This is a genomic window from Candidatus Sphingomonas phytovorans, from assembly GCA_029202385.1.
Taxonomy (GTDB): Bacteria; Pseudomonadota; Alphaproteobacteria; order Sphingomonadales; family Sphingomonadaceae; genus Sphingomonas; species Sphingomonas phytovorans.
In genome coordinates, this window is the sequence record CP119314.1 from 2,960,053 (window position 1) to 2,975,468 (window position 15,416).

Genomic DNA, 15,416 nt, shown 5'->3' on the forward strand with positions numbered 1-15,416 from the left:
AAGTGCCTGGGCCTTGTGCTCAAGCGGATACGCGATGGCGCAGGAGACCGATGAACCAGGCAGCGACGACATCATCGTCATCGGCGAAAAGGCCCATCGCTCGCTTCAGGATACCACCACCAGCGTCGCGGTGACGACGCCGCGCCGGGTGCAGCAGGAGAATATCCTGAGCCTCCAGGAAATCTACCAGCGCACCGCCAACGTCACCGAGACCTATGGCGCATCCGGCTTCACCATCCGCGGCGTCGCCAATCGCGGCGTCACGGGTGGCGGCGATGCGGCGCTGGCGACCGTCTATGTCGACGGGGCGGCACTACCCTCATCGCTGCTTCAAGCCGCCCCGACCGACATGTGGGACGTCGCACAGGTCGAGATCCTGCGCGGCCCGCAATCGACGTTGCAGGGACTCAACGCGCTTGCCGGCGCCGTCATCGTGCGCACCGCCGACCCGACGATGGAGTGGGAAGTCCGCGGACGGGCGATGTACAGCGACGCCAAGGAATCGCAGTTCGCGATCGCGGGCGGCGGCCCGATCATCCCGGGCGAGCTTGCGTTCCGCGTCTCCGCCGAAAAGCGCGATGCCGACGGTTTCACCTACAATCCGACACGCAAGACCAACGAGAATCCGCTCGATTCGACCAGTATACGCGGCAAATTGTTGTGGACGCCCGCTGCGCTTCCCGGCTTCGAGGCGCGGCTCGGCTATACGCACTACAAGCGCTATGGCGGCTATGCGTTCAGCTATACCGACACCAGCACGCCCGATTTCTACCACAACCGGATCAACACGTCCGACCTGCCGAACGACAGCGATTCGAAGACGGACATCGCGACGCTTGAGCTCGGCTACAAGATCGGCGGCGGCTTCTCGCTGACCAGCGTCTCCTCGTACAACAAGGTTTCCGAGCGCAATCGCTACGACAACGACATGTCGGCGGCGCATGAAGGCGGGTTCGAGCAGAGCAACCGCTTCAAGACCTTCTCGCAGGAAGTGCGGCTGAACTACGAAAGCGACCCGCTGAGCGGCCTGATCGGCGCCTTCTACTACAATCGCAACCAGCGGATCAGCTCGACCAGCCGCGTCGGCGTGCCGACGCCGGTCTCGACCATCGCCGCGCTGCTTCAGGGCAACGGGCTGGATCCGGCGACCGCCAATGCGATCGCGGGCCTGTACGCGACCGCGCTGCCGGAGATTCCGGTGAACTATGCCTCCTATTCGCCGTCCAGGGTCGAGACGATGGCCCTGTTCGGCGACGGCCGCTTCAAGCTGACTGACCAGTTCTCGATCGTCGCCGGCTTCCGCTACGATCATGAGAAGAACCAGATCGCGCTCGACCAGGTAACGACCTTTGCGGGCGTCTATCCGAACCCCGCCAATTATGGCCCGGCCGGCTCCCCATTGTATCTCGCCATTACCGGCATCAACGCTGGGGTCGCGCAGATCGTCGCCCAGGCGAGCGGATCGGTGCCGCTGACCCGCCGGACGTTCGACGCCTTCCTGCCGAAGCTTGGTGTGGAAATGGCCTGGACCCCCGACATCAAGACCGCCTTCACCGTGCAGCGCGGCTATCGCTCCGGCGGGTCGAGCACTAACACCGCGCGCTCGCAGACCTTCGCCTATAATCCCGAATTCACCTGGAACTATGAGCTATCGCTGCGCTCGGCCTGGCTCAACGGGGCGCTGACGATCAACGCCAATGCCTTTTACGTCGACTGGAAGGACCAGCAGACATTGGTCAATTTCGGCCTGAACCTGTACGATTACCACACGGTCAACGCAGGCAAGTCCCACCTCTACGGGTTCGAGCTTGAAGCGGCGCACCGCGTCAGCCCGGCATTCGACTGGTACGCATCAGCCGGCCACACCCGCACCAAGTTCGACAGCTTCACCGTCAATGTCGGCAGCTTCACCGACCTGTCGGGCCTTGAATTCGCCTATGCCCCGCACTGGACGGTGTCGGGCGGCGCCAATCTGCGCTTCGGCGGCGGTTTCAGCGCCAACCTCAACGCGAACTATCGCAGCGCCGTCTTTTCCGAGGCGAGCGTGCCGCAATCCAAGACCCGCCTCGACGGGCGCACGCTGCTCAATGGCCGGATCGGCTATGAGATGAAGCACTGGAACCTGTCGGTCTTCGCCAGCAACATCTTCGACAAGGGCTATATCCAATATGGCGTCGCGAACCTGCCGCGCGCCGTGCTGGGCAATCCGCGCGTCGTCGGCGTCGCGATCGAGACCAAATGGTGATCGATCCGCTCGTCGCCGGCACGCCGATCGTGGCCGGCGCGGCGGTCGGCGGCTGGCTGCTGCGCCGCGCGTGGCAGGTAAGGATCGAGGCGCGTCGCCCCTATCTCTGGGGCGGATGGGCGGCGATCATCGCCACGCTGGCATGGCCGGCATGGCTGCTCGGGCCGGTGCGGGGTCCCTTCATCGCGGTTACCCTCACCTCGGTCACGGTCCTGGCGCTGATCGCCAGCGGGGCCACGGTCCGCGCGGCAAAGGCCGGGCGCGCCGCGTCCGACAGCCTGGCGCCCGAACCACTTGAACGCCCCTCGACCCGCTGGCGCGGCGTGCTGCGCTGGCTGCTGGCAGGGCCGATCGGGATGGTCGCCGCGCTGGCGGTCGGCATCTGCTATGCCGTCTGGGTGCCCGGCGCGCCACAGACCCGGCTTCTGATCGGCGGGCTGATCGTCCCCGTCATATGGGGCGGTGCGATGGCATGGACACTGGCTGACAATCGTATCCTGCGGGCGACCGCCGTACTGGTCGGCACCGCCCTGCTCGGTTTCGGCGCGTCGATCCTGAAAGGGTTCGCATGACCGACACACGAACTGCCCCGGCCGGCGCCCGCAAGCCGATCTGGCCCAAGGTACCGGCGGATTTCGTGCGCGCGGTGCTGAAGGGTCACAGCGCGCTCGGCCTCGCTTTCGCGGCGGTGATCTATCTCGTCTGCCTGACCGGCAGCATCGCGGTGTTCGCGCACGAATTCGAGCGCTGGGAGCATGCCGGCGCACCGCGCATCGATTCAGCCTCGCCCGCAGCGGTGCAAGCCGCGCTGGCCGAGGCGGTGGGCCGCGCCGGACCGGGCATCGAGCATGGCTATATCCAGATGCCCGGCCCGGACCTGCCGCGATTGCTGGTCAGCATCGATACGGCCAGGGGCAACCAGGCCTGGATCGCCGATGCCGAAGGTCGGCTGGTGGCTGAAGGCAAGACACCCTGGACCGAGTTCCTGACCCGCCTCCACATCAACCTGCATCTGCCAAGGACCTGGGGAATCTTCCTCGTCGGGCTGACCGGCGTGGCGCTGCTCTCCTCGCTCATCTCGGGCCTGCTCGCGCATCCGCGCATCTTCCGCGATGCGTTTCACCTCCGGCTGGGCGGATCGAGGCGATTGCAGGAGGCCGACCTGCACAACCGGCTCGGCGTCTGGGCTCTTCCCTTCCATGTCACCGTGTCGCTGACCGGCGCGGTGCTCGGCCTCACGACGCTGATCGTCGGGGTGCTTGGCATGGCGCTGTTCCAGGGCGATGTCGGCAAGGTCTATGCCCTGTTCGTCCCCGCCGAGCCAAAGGAAGATGCCCGCCCTGCCCCGGTGATCGACCTTCAGCCGATGTTCGCCCAGGTCGCGCGGCTGGCACCGGGCGCGCGCACCGACCTGATCCTGATCGAGCACCCGACCGAACGGGGCAGCGCCGCGCTGTTCAACGTCGACCGGGGCGGCGGACACCTGTCGAAGACCGATGCCTATGCCTTTCGCCGCGACGGCACGCTCTACCATGCCAAGCATGCGGCCGCGAACAATCTGGGCGAGCAGATCCTGGCGTCGATCGGGACGCTTCACTTCGGCTGGTTCGGCGGCGGGATCGTCAAGATCGGCTATGCGCTGCTTGGCCTCGGCCTCACCTATCTGGCGGCGAGCGGCGTCACCATCTGGCTCGCGCGCCGCCGCGACAAAGGCCGCCCGGCACCCGGCTGGGAACGCGTGTGGACGAGCGTGGTCTGGGGCCAGCCAGCGGCTCTCGCCCTGGCGGCGCTGGCCGCCATCGCACTTCACCCCGGCATGACCGCGCTGATCTGGGTCTGGGGCGTCGTCACCCTGCTGGCGCTCGCCGCATCGGCATTGACGGCCGTCCGCCCGCTGGCGAAAGCTCTGGCGCTCATTGCCGGGGCTGCCGCCGCGCTCACCGCGATCCTCCATGCAGTGCTGCTTCCCGGCAGCGATCCGGTCGCCTGGGCAGTCGATGCGGGCCTGTTGCTGACGGCCGCCGCGCTCGGCTGGCGCGCCATGGCGGGAGAGCGGAGGACGGCATGAGCGGAACGACCATCGACAGCATCGCCGCGCTTGAGGATGTCATCGGCAAGACCCCGCCGACGATGGATCTGAAGGTCATCGACCATCTCGACCGGGGGGCGCTTCGCTGGATCGCAGAGTCGCCGCTGATGTTCGCCGGATTCGGCGACGGATCGGGCGCCGGCATCACGCTGGCGGGTGGCACGCCGGGGTTCGCGAGCGGCGATGCCGGCGAGTTGCGCGTACCGCTACGCTTCATCGACGACGCGACAGGGTTGCAGGCCGGGGCACCGTTCGGCGCACTGTTCCTCATTCCCGGCATCCGCGAGACGTTGCGCGTCAACGGCAGGGTGGTGGCGGTCGGAGCTGACGACGTCCGTATCGACGTCGAGGAATGCTATGGCCATTGCGCCAAGGCGCTGATCCGGTCCGATTTCTGGTCGGCGGCCCCTGTCGACATCGCGCCGGACGCCGCCGCCTTCATCGCCGCCAGCCGGTTCATGGCGCTGGCGACGATCGGCGCCGAGGGTCATGCCGATCTGAGCCCGAAGGGCGACCCGGCCAACTGCATGGCGCGGCTCGATCAGGACATGCTCTGGTTCGCCGACCGGCCAGGCAACCGGCGGGTCGACAGCTTCCGCAACATCGTCGCCCAGCCCCGGGTTGCGCTGGCGTTGATCCTCCCCGGATCGCCGATGGTCGCCACCATCCGCGGGACGGCGACGCTGACGACCGACGCGGCGGCGCGCATGCGGTTCGCGGTACAGGGCAAGACGCCGCTGCTCGCGATCGGCGTATCCGACATGACAGTCGATCTTCGCCGAAGCGCGGCGCTGGCACGGGCATGCCTGTGGCCGGCCCCGGCCGAGCCCCCCGCGATCGATCCGGCGGCCCTGTTCCTCGACCATATCAAGCTCAACCGCGACACCGGCCTCGGCGCGAGGCTGGCGGTCGCCGCGCTGGCGGTCCCGGGGGTCGCCGGCCTGCTGAAGAAGGGGCTCGAGAAGGACTATAAGGACAATCTCTACTGACATCTGCCGCATGTCGCGCGGCTCGATGCCAGTCCGGTCTCAGGACGGCCTGTCGATCTGATAGAGCACATGCGGAGAAAGCGGATCGCCCGACGGTACGGTGGGGTCGGCGAAATCGTCCGCCGCATTCCGCGACATGCCGAGCGTTTCCATAAGCGCGCGCGACGGGCGGTTGATCGTCGAGGTATAGCCCACCACGCGCTCCAGCCCGATGGACCAGGCATGCGCGAGCCATGCCTGACTCGCTTCCCGGGCATAGCCCTGCCGCCAGAATCGCCGCGCCAATATCCACCCGATCTCGACGGCAGGGCCACCGGGCAGGTCGTCAGTCCAGGAGAGGCCCGCACCGCCGACCAGCGCCTGATCGTCGCGCCGCTCGACCGCGAGAAAGGCGAAGCCATGATCGTTCAGGTGCTTCTGGCACTGGTCGATTTCAGCGTCGGATTCCTCTCGCGTCAGGAGCGCCGGGTAATAGAATTGCCGTACATCGGCATCCGCGTTGATCGCGGCCCAGCCGGGCAGGTCGCGCGGCAGCCAGGGACGGATCGTCAGGCGCGCCGTCTCGATCAGCACGGCACCGATGCCGTCCGCGCCAGCATTACGCAGACCCTGTCCTTGTAGGAAGCGCGATCGAACTCGCGATAACCGAGCTTGGCGGCCAGCCGTAGCGAGGCGGCATTTTCCGGATTGATGATGCACACGGTGCGGGCGGGTGCGCGGACCCGGTCGATCCAGTCATGCGCCGCCGTCACCGCCTCAAGCGCAAGCCCCCGTCCGTGCGTCGCGCGCGCCATGATCCAGGCGCCCTCCGGGAAGGGATCGAACTCGTCGCCCAGCCCGCGATGAAAATCGGCCAGCCCCACCTCGCCCAGAAACGCGCCGCTCGTCCGGTCAAGCACCGCGAACAGGCCATAGCCAAGCAACGACCAATGGCCAGCATAGCGCAGCAGCCGGTTCCACGCATCCTCGCGCGACAGCTTCGGCACGCCGATGAAGCGGAACAGCTCCTCGTCGCCATACATGGCGAACCACGGCTCGAAATCCTCAAGGCGGTGCGGCCGCAGAATCAGCTTGGATGTCTCGATCATCGCGCGAGATGAACCGCCGCGTCGCGTGAGGTCAACCGACGCCGCCGCCGACGCTCGTGCAGGGAACGATCCGGAGACCGGGCGCGAGCGTCCTCACAGGCCAATATGACAACCACGCGCGTCTAAATGACAACCTAACTTGACACAAGGGCATGCCGATATGTAAAGCTCACTTTACCGATTCGAAAGGAAGCTTTACCATGGCAAGAAGCAAAGCGATCGGGCGCTATAATCGCAGGGTCATCGTCCTAAGCCTGATTTACGCGGCCGCGCTGTTCTTCGCGATCTACTGCTTCACGCACCGGTTGCTGGGTGGGCCGCTCGCTTATGCCGCGGCTGTCCTGCCCGCATTGCCGATCATCGGCATCCTTGCCGTGATCGGGCGCTACCTCATCGAAGAGACCGACGAATATCTGCGCGACATGATGGTGCGTCAGGCGCTGATCGCGACCGGTTTCTCGCTCAGCATTGCCACCGCCTGGGGCTTTCTCGAGAATTTCGGGCTCGTGCCGCATGTCTACGCTTATTACGCGGTGATCCTGTGGTTCGCCGGGATGGGCATCGGCACCTGCATCAACCGCTTCCAGGCGTGGCGAGGTGCGGCATGAAGAACCGCCTCAAGGTGCTCCGCGCCGAGCGCGACTGGAGCCAGAGCGATCTCGCCGACCGGCTCGAGGTATCGCGCCAGAGCGTCAACGCGATCGAGACCGGCCGTTACGACCCGTCGCTCCCCCTCGCCTTCAAGATCGCTGAGTTGTTCGGGCTCTCGATCGAACAGATCTTCACCAGCCCTTCCAGGGAGAATGATCAATGAACCCCGCCACCAAAGGCCGGCTGATCGCTGCCATCGCCCTCCCGCTGCTCCTGCTCGACGCCTTCCCCTCCCATGCCGAGCCGGTACAGGCAAGCGTCGCCGCCACGGCCGCCGAGACGATGGACCATATCTCGATCGTGGTAACCGGCAGGGGATCGCCGGTCTTCCTCATCCCGGGCCTGTCCTCCCCCCGCGCCGTATGGGACGGGGTGGTGCCTGAACTGGCGAAGGCTCACCGCGTCTATCTCGTCCAGGTCAACGGCTTTGGCGGCGACGCGCCGGGCGCGAACCTGAAACCGGGCATCCTCGACGGCATCGTCGCCGATCTCGACGGCTATATCGCGCGTAACAAGATCGAGGGCGCGGCGATTGTCGGCCATTCGCTCGGCGGCCTTGTCGGGCTGATATATGCCAAGGCGCATCCCGGCCACCTGTCGCGGCTGATGATCGTCGATTCACTGCCTTTCTACGGTATGATGTTCGGCCCGACCGCCACGGTCGCGATGGTCGAGCCGCAAGGCAAGGCGATGCGCGACCAGATTACGGCTACCTATGGCAAGCCAGCCAATCCGGCGGCCGCCGAGGCGATAGCGAACCACCTCGCGCTCAAGCCGGAGTCGCGGGCCAGGGTGAAGGCATGGGTGATGGCGGCCGATCCGCGCGTCACCGGCGCCGCGATGTACGAGGACCTGACGACCGACCTTCGCCCCGACCTTGCCGCGATCAGGACGCCGGTCACCCTAGTCTATCCGTGGAGCACGGCCGTTCCCAAGCCAATAGCCGACGCGCTGTACAAGGGCGCCTATGGACCAGTGCCGGCGATGACCTATGTCGACATCGGCGACGCCGCGCATTTCGTGATGCTCGACCAGCCCGCTGCCTTCGCCGCGGCGCTCAAGGCCTTCGTGGAAGCGAAATAGAACCGTTGCGGCAAGAATACTCCAACCAAGTCGGATCGACATTCACCTCATTGGTACGGTTACAGCGGAGATGAGAGTTCGCGCAGAGGCGCAGAGAACGCGGAGTTCATTTCCGGACTTGTGTATCGTGCGCCGGTAAGCTCCCTGTTTGTGGACGCGTTCGTCATTGCAAACCACCCGAGCCGTCGGCCGGACCTTCTCAGCGTCCTCAGCGCCTCTGCGCGAACCATATTGCACCACCGGCTGGCCGGCTCTGAATGTCGATCCGGCCCAAACAGCTAAAGCGGATTGGCATGGGTGGGCGAGACGAAAATGGAAATATAGTGAAAACGGCATCGCAGGACGCGAATCGGAAAGGGCGCGCAGGCCAACAATCCTGCTGACAGCTTCGCTTTCACCAAGATTACGTAAGTCGCTCGACGAGGTGCGCGCGCGTTGGGCCTGGCTCGAATCGATCGGCGAAATACTGAGTTTCGTGCGCTACCAGCGTTTCGCGGAACTCCATGATGCTCACGACATAGGACGGCTTGCCGTCATAGGTCAGGACGAACTCAGTTACCCAGAGGTCGCCGCTCCCCACTATTCGTCGCACCGCGAAGCGTTTCTTGTTTGGCTGGGCGCATCGACTCTCCTGAATGTTGCGTCGTCCGCGGATTCGCTCGCCCGATTGCGGATAATCGAGGACGGCATCCTCGTGGTAGATTTCGTGTTCGGCCTCGAAATCGCTGGCGTCCGACGCATCCCAATGACGCTTCAGCGCCGAGCGCGCTGCTCGATCGTCCATCCCGATCTCCCATATGCGCCCCGACATATCCCAGATACCCAGGCACGCGAGTGCTAAAAGACACACCCGATAATGACAGGTTTCAGCTTTCCGGTCTCTGACATCAAATGACCGCACCGTTCGCCCGATATTCGGATCGAACGCGCAGGCCTCCGCGTTCGGCTGGTCCTATTCTGTCGCGCACGCTTGCTGGTATCGCTCGCCTTGGCCTGTCGATCACCTGTGGAACAAGCGCTGGAGTGGCTCGACAACAAGAACAAGCTCTTCACCTTCTGATCGCTCAAGCCCCTCCCCGAAACGGGAGGGGTGATGTAATGGGCCGCCCATGACTGACCCCGTGCCCACCCGCCCCGCCCTCGCCTATCACCTGACCGAAGGCGCCGGCCCGACGATCATCTTCCTGCCCGGCTATGCGTCCGACATGACCGGCAGCAAGGCCACCGCGCTCGAGGCTTGGGCGAAGGCGGCCGGGCGCTCGTTCCTGCGGTTCGACTATGCCGGATGCGGGCAGAGCGAGGGCGTGTTCGAGGAACAGACTCTGGCCGGCTGGCGCGACGACGTGCTCGAAATGGTCGACCGGACGGTCGCCGGACCCGTCGTCCTGGTCGGATCGTCGATGGGCGGCTGGCTGATGCTGCTCGTCGCGCGCGACCGGCCTGATCGGGTGGCGGGACTGGTCGGCATCGCGCCGGCGCCCGATTTCACCGACTGGGGCTTCACCACCGACGAGAAGCTGGCGCTGCTGCAGAATGGCAGGATCGAACGGCCGTCGATCTATGCCGACCAGCCGACCGTCTACACGTCGCGCTTCTGGCAATCGGGCGAGGCGAACCGGCTGATGTTCGGCGAGATCGCCGTCAATGGCCCGGTGCGGCTGCTCCAGGGCCAGGCCGATCTCGACGTGCCGTGGCACCGCACCGTTCGGCTTGCCGAACTGTTGCGTTCAGCCGATGTGCAGACTCTGCTCGTCAAGGACGGCGACCACCGCCTCTCGCGCGATGCCGATATCGCGCTGCTCATCCGGGCGGTCGAGGATGTGATCCAACGCCTATGATCCTGCCCCTGTTGCTGCTCGCCGCTCAAGCCGCCCAGCTCGCCGGCCCGCCGGATCCGGTGGAACAACGCTTCGACCGCTGCGTCGGTCTCGCCGAGAACGATCCGCATGCCGCTGAAGACGAGGCGGGGCGCTGGCAGCGCGATGGCGGCGGCTTCCTGTCGCATCAATGCCTCGGCATCTCCTACGCCAATCAGGGCCGCTGGACCGCTGCGGCGGCCGAGTTCGAGGCGGCGGCGCGCGGCGGGGAAATCGCGCGGGACAAGCGCGCGGCGAATTATTGGGCGCAGGCCGGCAATGCCTGGCTGGCCGGTGGCGAGGCGATGAAGGCGCGCGGCGCGCTCAATGCAGCGCTGGCCGCGGGCACGCTCGAGGGAATGCAGCGCGGCGAGGCCAATCTCGATCGTGCCCGTGCTTTCGTTGCGGGCGGCGACCTGGCCAGTGCACGCCCCGATCTCGACCGGGCCCTTGTCGATGCCGCCGCCGATCCGCTCGCCTGGCTGTTGTCGGCGACGCTGGCGCGGCGCACGAACGACCTGCCGCGCGCGAAGAAGGACATTGCCGAGGCGATCAAGCTTGCCGGCGACGATCCTTCGGTCCAGCTCGAAGCCGGCAACATCGCCGCCGCTGCTGGCGACGAGGCCGGCGCCAAGGCCGCATGGAATGCGGCGGTGAGGCAGAGGCCGGAGAGCGAGCCGGCCCGCAATGCCCGCAATGCGCTGAAGCAGTTCGATGCGCCGGCCGCCACCCCCGCGGCGGCAGCGCCGCCGGCTCCGGCGAAGCCCTGAGCCTTCCCCCTCTCAGCGGAAGAGGGGAATTGCACTCTTCGGCACTGGCAAGGCTGGCTGTGCGCGCCTATCTCGCGCGCAAGCAAGGAGCCCCGCCGATGAAATATCTGCACACCATGATCCGCGTCACCGACCCAGACGCGACGATCCGTTTCTTCACCCTGCTCGGGCTGGAGGAGGTGCGGCGGATGGAGAGCCAGCAGGGCCGTTTCACCCTGATCTTCCTTGCCGCCCCGGGCGAAGAAGGTATCGCCGAGGTCGAGCTGACCCATAATTGGGACCCGGAGGACTATTCGGGCGGCCGTAATTTCGGGCATCTCGCGTACCGCGTCGACAATATCTACGAGACCTGCCAGCGGCTGATGGACGCCGGCGTGACGATCAACCGCCCTCCGCGCGACGGCCATATGGCGTTCGTGCGCACCCCCGACAATATCTCGGTCGAGCTGCTCCAGGACGGCCACCTGCCGCCGGCCGAACCCTGGGCATCGATGCCGAACACGGGCGTCTGGTGAGATGGGCGCGGCGACCCGCGCGTTTCTGGCGATGACCGGCGCGCGCCTGCCGCTGGTGCAGGCGCCGATGGCCAATTTCGCCGGAACTGAGCTGGCGATCGCGGCGATGGGCGCAGGCGCCATCGGCTCGCTACCCTGTGCGGTCCTCGATGCGGGCGTCGTGGTCACGCAGGCGGCGACGGTGCGCGCGGCCGCCAAGGGTCCGCTCAACCTCAACTTCTTCTGCCACACGCTTGGTCCGGCACCCGACGAGACGGCATGGCGCGCGACATTGTCGCCCTTTTATGCGGATGAAGGTGTCGCCCCGCCGACCGACGCTCCGCCGCTTCGCCGCCCATTCGATGCTGCGATGGCCGATGCGGTGCGCACCGTCCGACCCGAGATCGTCAGCTTCCATTTCGGCCTGCCTGACGAGGATCTGCTAGAGCGGGTCAAGGCAACCGGCGCGCTTGTCTTCGGCTGCGCGACCAATGTCGCGGAGGCGCGCTGGCTTGCCGAACGCGGCTGCGACGCCGTGATCGCCCAGGGGTTCGAGGCGGGCGGCCATGCCGGCTATTTCCTGGCGGGCCATCGGCCGGTCGGGCTGATCGCCCTCGTCCCGCAGATCGCGGATGCGGTTCATGTCCCGGTGATCGCGGCCGGCGGCATCGCCGATGCGCGTGGCGTGGCCGCGGCAATGGCGCTCGGCGCCGCGGCTGTGCAGGTCGGCACCGCCTATCTTCGCACGCCCGAAGCCCGGCCAAGCGCTGCGCTGCGCCACCGGATGGAGACAGCGACGGCCGACGACAGCGTCTTCACCAACCTGTTTAGCGGGGGCCTCGCACGCGGCCTGCGCAACCGGGCGATCGACACACTCGGCGCGGTGAACGACACCGCCCCGCCCTTTCCCTATGCCAGCGCCGCGCTGGCGCCGCTCCGCGCGCATGCTGAAAGCGAAGGGCGCGGGGACTATTCGCCCTTGTGGAGCGGCCAGGGCGTGGCGCTTGCCAGTGCCGACTCCGCCGCTGCGTTGACCGACCGCCTGGGCAACGCCGCCCTCTCTTCCGGGAGCCTTTGATGACCGACCTCCAGATCGTCCGAATCCCGGCACTCAGCGACAATTATATCTGGCTGGTCCATGATCCGGCGTCAGACGAGACGATGGTGGTCGACCCGGCCGAAGCAGCGCCGGTGCTGGCCGAGGCCGACAGGCGCGGCTGGAAGATCGGACAGATCTGGAACACCCACTGGCACCCCGACCATACCGGCGGCAACGCGGCGATCAAGGAAGCGACCGGCGCGGTCGTCTCAGGCCCGGCGGCCGAGGCAGCGCGTATCCCGACGCTCGATGTCGAACTGTCGGAAGGCGATACCGTCCGCCTCGGCGATCACGTCGCGACGGTATTTGAGACGCCTGGCCACACCGCTGGGCATATCGTTTTCCACCTGCCCGGCGATGCGGTGGTCTTCACCGGCGACACGCTGTTCGCGATGGGCTGCGGCCGGCTGTTCGAAGGCGACGCCGCGCAGATGTTCGCCAACATGCAGCGCCTCGCCGCCCTGCCGCCGGAGACGACCGTCTATTGCGCGCACGAATATACCCAGTCCAACGGTCGCTTCGCACTCGCTGCCGAGCCCGACAATGCGGCGACGCGGACGCGCATGATGCTGGTCGATGCAGCACGGGCAAAGGGCGACCCGACCGTCCCGACGACCATCGCCGACGAACTGGCGACAAATCCCTTCCTGCGTGCGGAATCGGCCGATCAACTCCGTGACCGACGTGCGGCAAAGGATGCTTTCCGCGGCTGAACAGGGTATAACAGCAGCGGGGGAACGTCGGATCGAGGAGCATTGCCATGCGAATCCTGCTTCCTGTGCTTGCCTGCGCGTTGACGGGTTGCGCGGCGTCGGCGACACCGCAGAACGACGCCAGGGACGAGGCGAAGCTCGCCGCCGCGCTGGCCGGGCTCACCCCGCAAAAGCCCGTGTCCTGCATCGACAATTATGGCTCAGCCTCGATCAAGGCCTATGGCGCCACCATCCTCTATGAAGTCGGCCGTGGCCTGGTCTATCGCACCGAAACCGGAGGTGGATGTGAAAAGGTCGGACGCGGGGACGTGCTGGTCACCAGGAGTATCTCGGGGCGGCTGTGCAGCGGCGATATTGCCCAGACTTACGATTCGACATCGCGCTTCCTGACCGGAAGCTGCTCGCTCGGCGCTTTCACGCCGTATAGAAAGGTAGCGCAATGACATCCCGACTGGTTCTGGGCGTTACTGCCCTCGCGGTCGCCGCGTGCGCGACCGCCGCGAGCTCACGCAAGGCGGGTACTGACCTTGAGCGGGCGCTTGCCGGACGAACGCCAGGCGCACCAGTCGACTGTATCGACCGCTCCTTCGCGGGCGGGCCGCAGATCATAGACGGCAACACCCTGCTCTACCGGTCCGGACGCCAAGTGTGGCGCAACGACCTTGAGGCGCAATGTCCGTCGCTGCGGCCGACCTCGATCCTGATCATCGAGGCGCATGGCAGCCAGATGTGCCGCAACGACCTGTTCCGCGCGACGGAACCCGGTTCGGCGGTCCCCGGCCCGATCTGCCGGCTGGGCAGGTTCACGCCCTACGAGAAGCCGAAGGGCTGACCGCAAACCGGAGCCACCCTCGCCCATTCGTGCCAGGTAGCGATCGAACGGGCACGCAGGCGGGGCGAACCGTCGTGGAGCGAATTTGACGCTCCAGGCTCGTGCTACAGCACGAACCGCGACAGATCGGTGTTGCGCGCGATCACGGCGAGTTGCTTGTCGACATAGGCGCCGTCGACCACCAGCGTCTGGCCAGCACGATCCTCTGCATCGAAGCTGACTTCCTCAAGCAGCTTTTCCATCACCGTCTGCAAGCGGCGAGCGCCGATATTCTCGATCTCGCCATTCACCTCGGCCGCGATCTTCGCGACCGCGCGGATGCCGTCAGCGGTGAACTCGACCGTCACGCCCTCGGTGCCGATCAGCGCAACATATTGCTGAGTCAGCGAGGCCTTGGTGTCGGACAGGATCGCGACGAAATCATCTTCAGTCAGCGCCTTCAGCTCGACGCGGATCGGCAGGCGGCCCTGAAGCTCGGGCAACAGGTCGCTCGGCTTGGCCACATGGAACGCACCCGAGGCGATGAACAGGATGTGGTCCGTCTTCATCGGCCCGTATTTCGTGGCCACCGTGGTGCCCTCGATCAGCGGCAGCAGATCACGCTGCACGCCTTCGCGGCTGACTGAACCGCCACGCACGTCGCTGACCGCGATCTTGTCGATCTCGTCGAGGAAGACGATGCCGTTCGCCTCCGCATCCGCCAGCGCGATGCGGCTGACCTCATCCTGGTCGAGGCGCTTGTCGGCCTCTTCCTCGACCAGCTTTTCCCAGGCGGCAGGCACGGTCAGCTTGCGGCGCTTGAGCTGCCCGCCCCCGCCGAACGCCTTGCCCATCATCTCGCCGAGATTGATCATCTGCGCGCCGCCGCCGGGAATCTCGAACGGCATCTGGGCCTGCGCCTCAAGCTCGATCTCGATCTCGGTCTGGTCGAGATGCCCCTCGCGGAAACGCTGGCGGAACGCCTCGCGGGTCGCCTCGCTCGCGCTCTTGCCGGTCAGGGCGTCGAGCAGGCGCGCAAGTGCCGCCTCTTCGGCCTTGTCCTTCACCGCGACGCGGCGACGCTCCTTTTCCAGGCGGATCGCTTCCTCGACCAGGTCGCGGGCGATCTGCTCCACGTCGCGGCCGACATAGCCGACCTCGGTGAACTTGGTCGCTTCGACCTTCACGAAGGGGGCGTCGGCCAGCTTGGCCAGACGGCGGCTGATCTCGGTCTTGCCGCAGCCGGTCGGGCCGATCATCAGGATGTTCTTGGGCGTGACCTCGTCGCGCAGGTCGCTGCCGAGCTGCTGGCGGCGCCAGCGGTTGCGCATCGCGACCGCGACCGCCTTCTTCGCGTCATGCTGGCCAATGATGTGCTCGTCGAGCGCAGCGACGATGGCTTTGGGGGTGAGTGCGTCGTTCATTCTTCTCTTCTGTCTCCCCTCCCGCTCGCGGGAGGGACTGGGGGTGGGCTCGCGCTCACCACCTGCGTTGGCGTTAATGGAGGTCGGGTGCCCACCCCCGGCCC

General features: G+C 66.3%; 18 protein-coding genes. 14 read left to right on the forward strand and 4 right to left on the reverse strand.

Going from position 1 to position 15,416, the window contains the following annotated elements; all coding sequences use genetic code 11:
• The first annotated feature begins 34 nt into the window (after nucleotides 1–34).
• The 4 genes from P0Y59_13520 to P0Y59_13535 are packed head-to-tail and all read left to right on the forward strand — an operon-like array spanning nucleotide 35 to nucleotide 5,323.
• Nucleotides 35–2,245: a TonB-dependent receptor gene (locus P0Y59_13520; GenBank protein WEJ97977.1), complete on the forward strand. Its 2,211-nt coding sequence runs from the start codon at nucleotides 35–37 to the stop codon at nucleotides 2,243–2,245.
• Entirely contained in the window at nucleotides 2,239–2,817 is a 579-nt protein-coding gene (locus tag P0Y59_13525) for a hypothetical protein (GenBank protein WEJ97978.1), read from the forward strand. The genes P0Y59_13520 and P0Y59_13525 overlap by 7 nt, the downstream gene beginning before the upstream one ends.
• A complete protein-coding gene (locus P0Y59_13530) occupies nucleotides 2,814–4,313 on the forward strand; it encodes a PepSY-associated TM helix domain-containing protein (GenBank protein ID WEJ97979.1) in 1,500 nt (499 codons plus the stop codon). Before P0Y59_13525 ends, P0Y59_13530 begins: the two co-directional genes overlap by 4 nt.
• On the forward strand, nucleotides 4,310–5,323 hold the full coding sequence (locus P0Y59_13535) for a pyridoxamine 5'-phosphate oxidase family protein (protein ID WEJ97980.1): 1,014 nt from the start codon (nucleotides 4,310–4,312) through the stop codon (nucleotides 5,321–5,323). The genes P0Y59_13530 and P0Y59_13535 overlap by 4 nt, the downstream gene beginning before the upstream one ends.
• 39 nt (nucleotides 5,324–5,362) lie before the next feature.
• Here P0Y59_13535 and P0Y59_13540 read toward each other — a convergent pair whose 3' ends face one another.
• Both P0Y59_13540 and P0Y59_13545 read right to left on the reverse strand, forming a co-directional pair.
• The gene (locus P0Y59_13540) at nucleotides 5,363–5,896 is read right to left on the reverse strand and encodes a GNAT family N-acetyltransferase (GenBank protein ID WEJ97981.1); all 534 of its coding nucleotides are present in this window, start codon (nucleotides 5,894–5,896) and stop codon (nucleotides 5,363–5,365) included.
• Nucleotides 5,890–6,411 carry a GNAT family N-acetyltransferase gene (locus P0Y59_13545; GenBank protein WEJ97982.1) on the reverse strand — a complete coding sequence of 174 codons (522 nt, stop codon included), beginning with the start codon at nucleotides 6,409–6,411 and terminating at the stop codon, nucleotides 5,890–5,892. The genes P0Y59_13540 and P0Y59_13545 overlap by 7 nt, the downstream gene beginning before the upstream one ends.
• Nucleotides 6,412–6,611: 200 nt before the next feature.
• On the opposite strand from P0Y59_13545, the gene P0Y59_13550 reads away from it, so the two are divergent.
• From P0Y59_13550 to P0Y59_13560, 3 genes are read left to right on the forward strand one after another with little or no spacing between them, the layout of a single operon-like run.
• A complete protein-coding gene (locus P0Y59_13550; GenBank protein ID WEJ97983.1) occupies nucleotides 6,612–7,019 on the forward strand; it encodes a hypothetical protein in 408 nt (135 codons plus the stop codon).
• Nucleotides 7,016–7,225 (forward strand): helix-turn-helix transcriptional regulator, encoded by a 210-nt coding sequence (locus P0Y59_13555; GenBank protein WEJ97984.1) that lies wholly within the window; start codon nucleotides 7,016–7,018, stop codon nucleotides 7,223–7,225. The genes P0Y59_13550 and P0Y59_13555 overlap by 4 nt, the downstream gene beginning before the upstream one ends.
• The gene (locus tag P0Y59_13560) at nucleotides 7,222–8,145 is read left to right on the forward strand and encodes an alpha/beta hydrolase (GenBank protein WEJ97985.1); all 924 of its coding nucleotides are present in this window, start codon (nucleotides 7,222–7,224) and stop codon (nucleotides 8,143–8,145) included. Before P0Y59_13555 ends, P0Y59_13560 begins: the two co-directional genes overlap by 4 nt.
• Nucleotides 8,146–8,548: 403 nt before the next feature.
• Here the strand turns inward: P0Y59_13560 and P0Y59_13565 are convergent, their stop codons facing one another.
• Complete coding sequence (locus P0Y59_13565; GenBank protein ID WEJ97986.1) at nucleotides 8,549–8,929, reverse strand: nuclear transport factor 2 family protein; 381 nt, start codon at nucleotides 8,927–8,929, stop codon at nucleotides 8,549–8,551.
• Between the two features lie 325 nt (nucleotides 8,930–9,254).
• Here P0Y59_13565 and P0Y59_13570 point away from each other — a divergent pair, with 325 nt between their 5' ends.
• From P0Y59_13570 to P0Y59_13600, 7 genes are all read left to right on the forward strand, one after another.
• A complete protein-coding gene (locus P0Y59_13570; protein WEJ97987.1) occupies nucleotides 9,255–9,983 on the forward strand; it encodes an alpha/beta hydrolase in 729 nt (242 codons plus the stop codon).
• Complete coding sequence (locus P0Y59_13575; protein WEJ97988.1) at nucleotides 9,980–10,771, forward strand: hypothetical protein; 792 nt, start codon at nucleotides 9,980–9,982, stop codon at nucleotides 10,769–10,771. Before P0Y59_13570 ends, P0Y59_13575 begins: the two co-directional genes overlap by 4 nt.
• 98 nt (nucleotides 10,772–10,869) lie before the next feature.
• Nucleotides 10,870–11,286, forward strand: coding sequence for a VOC family protein (locus tag P0Y59_13580; protein WEJ97989.1), 417 nt, complete (start codon nucleotides 10,870–10,872; stop codon nucleotides 11,284–11,286).
• Between the two features lies 1 nt (nucleotide 11,287).
• Nucleotides 11,288–12,343, forward strand: coding sequence for a nitronate monooxygenase (locus tag P0Y59_13585; protein ID WEJ97990.1), 1,056 nt, complete (start codon nucleotides 11,288–11,290; stop codon nucleotides 12,341–12,343).
• Nucleotides 12,343–13,077: a hydroxyacylglutathione hydrolase gene (gene gloB, locus P0Y59_13590; GenBank protein WEJ97991.1), complete on the forward strand. Its 735-nt coding sequence runs from the start codon at nucleotides 12,343–12,345 to the stop codon at nucleotides 13,075–13,077. The genes P0Y59_13585 and gloB overlap by 1 nt, the downstream gene beginning before the upstream one ends.
• Before the next feature lie 47 nt (nucleotides 13,078–13,124).
• Complete coding sequence (locus P0Y59_13595; GenBank protein ID WEJ97992.1) at nucleotides 13,125–13,520, forward strand: hypothetical protein; 396 nt, start codon at nucleotides 13,125–13,127, stop codon at nucleotides 13,518–13,520.
• Nucleotides 13,517–13,909 carry a hypothetical protein gene (locus tag P0Y59_13600; protein ID WEJ97993.1) on the forward strand — a complete coding sequence of 131 codons (393 nt, stop codon included), beginning with the start codon at nucleotides 13,517–13,519 and terminating at the stop codon, nucleotides 13,907–13,909. The genes P0Y59_13595 and P0Y59_13600 overlap by 4 nt, the downstream gene beginning before the upstream one ends.
• Before the next feature lie 104 nt (nucleotides 13,910–14,013).
• Here P0Y59_13600 and hslU read toward each other — a convergent pair whose 3' ends face one another.
• Nucleotides 14,014–15,312: an ATP-dependent protease ATPase subunit HslU gene (gene hslU / locus P0Y59_13605; protein ID WEJ97994.1), complete on the reverse strand. Its 1,299-nt coding sequence runs from the start codon at nucleotides 15,310–15,312 to the stop codon at nucleotides 14,014–14,016.
• Nucleotides 15,313–15,416: the final 104 nt, after the last annotated feature.

Bases quoted from the DNA above. Each gene is read 5' to 3' on its own strand.
- P0Y59_13560 (WEJ97985.1), top strand. From the start codon at position 7,222: ATGAACCCCGCCACCAAAGGCCGGCTGATCGCTGCCATCGCCCTCCCG.
- P0Y59_13525 (WEJ97978.1), top strand. From the start codon at position 2,239: ATGGTGATCGATCCGCTCGTCGCCGGCACGCCGATCGTGGCCGGCGCG.
- P0Y59_13585 (WEJ97990.1), top strand. From the start codon at position 11,288: ATGGGCGCGGCGACCCGCGCGTTTCTGGCGATGACCGGCGCGCGCCTG.
- P0Y59_13580 (WEJ97989.1), top strand. From the start codon at position 10,870: ATGAAATATCTGCACACCATGATCCGCGTCACCGACCCAGACGCGACG.
- P0Y59_13600 (WEJ97993.1), top strand. From the start codon at position 13,517: ATGACATCCCGACTGGTTCTGGGCGTTACTGCCCTCGCGGTCGCCGCG.
- P0Y59_13595 (WEJ97992.1), top strand. From the start codon at position 13,125: ATGCGAATCCTGCTTCCTGTGCTTGCCTGCGCGTTGACGGGTTGCGCG.
- hslU (WEJ97994.1), bottom strand. From the start codon at position 15,312: ATGAACGACGCACTCACCCCCAAAGCCATCGTCGCTGCGCTCGACGAG.
- P0Y59_13555 (WEJ97984.1), top strand. From the start codon at position 7,016: ATGAAGAACCGCCTCAAGGTGCTCCGCGCCGAGCGCGACTGGAGCCAG.
- P0Y59_13530 (WEJ97979.1), top strand. From the start codon at position 2,814: ATGACCGACACACGAACTGCCCCGGCCGGCGCCCGCAAGCCGATCTGG.
- P0Y59_13565 (WEJ97986.1), bottom strand. From the start codon at position 8,929: ATGGACGATCGAGCAGCGCGCTCGGCGCTGAAGCGTCATTGGGATGCG.
- P0Y59_13575 (WEJ97988.1), top strand. From the start codon at position 9,980: ATGATCCTGCCCCTGTTGCTGCTCGCCGCTCAAGCCGCCCAGCTCGCC.
- P0Y59_13545 (WEJ97982.1), bottom strand. From the start codon at position 6,411: ATGATCGAGACATCCAAGCTGATTCTGCGGCCGCACCGCCTTGAGGAT.
- P0Y59_13570 (WEJ97987.1), top strand. From the start codon at position 9,255: ATGACTGACCCCGTGCCCACCCGCCCCGCCCTCGCCTATCACCTGACC.
- P0Y59_13550 (WEJ97983.1), top strand. From the start codon at position 6,612: ATGGCAAGAAGCAAAGCGATCGGGCGCTATAATCGCAGGGTCATCGTC.
- P0Y59_13535 (WEJ97980.1), top strand. From the start codon at position 4,310: ATGAGCGGAACGACCATCGACAGCATCGCCGCGCTTGAGGATGTCATC.
- gloB (WEJ97991.1), top strand. From the start codon at position 12,343: ATGACCGACCTCCAGATCGTCCGAATCCCGGCACTCAGCGACAATTAT.
- P0Y59_13520 (WEJ97977.1), top strand. From the start codon at position 35: ATGGCGCAGGAGACCGATGAACCAGGCAGCGACGACATCATCGTCATC.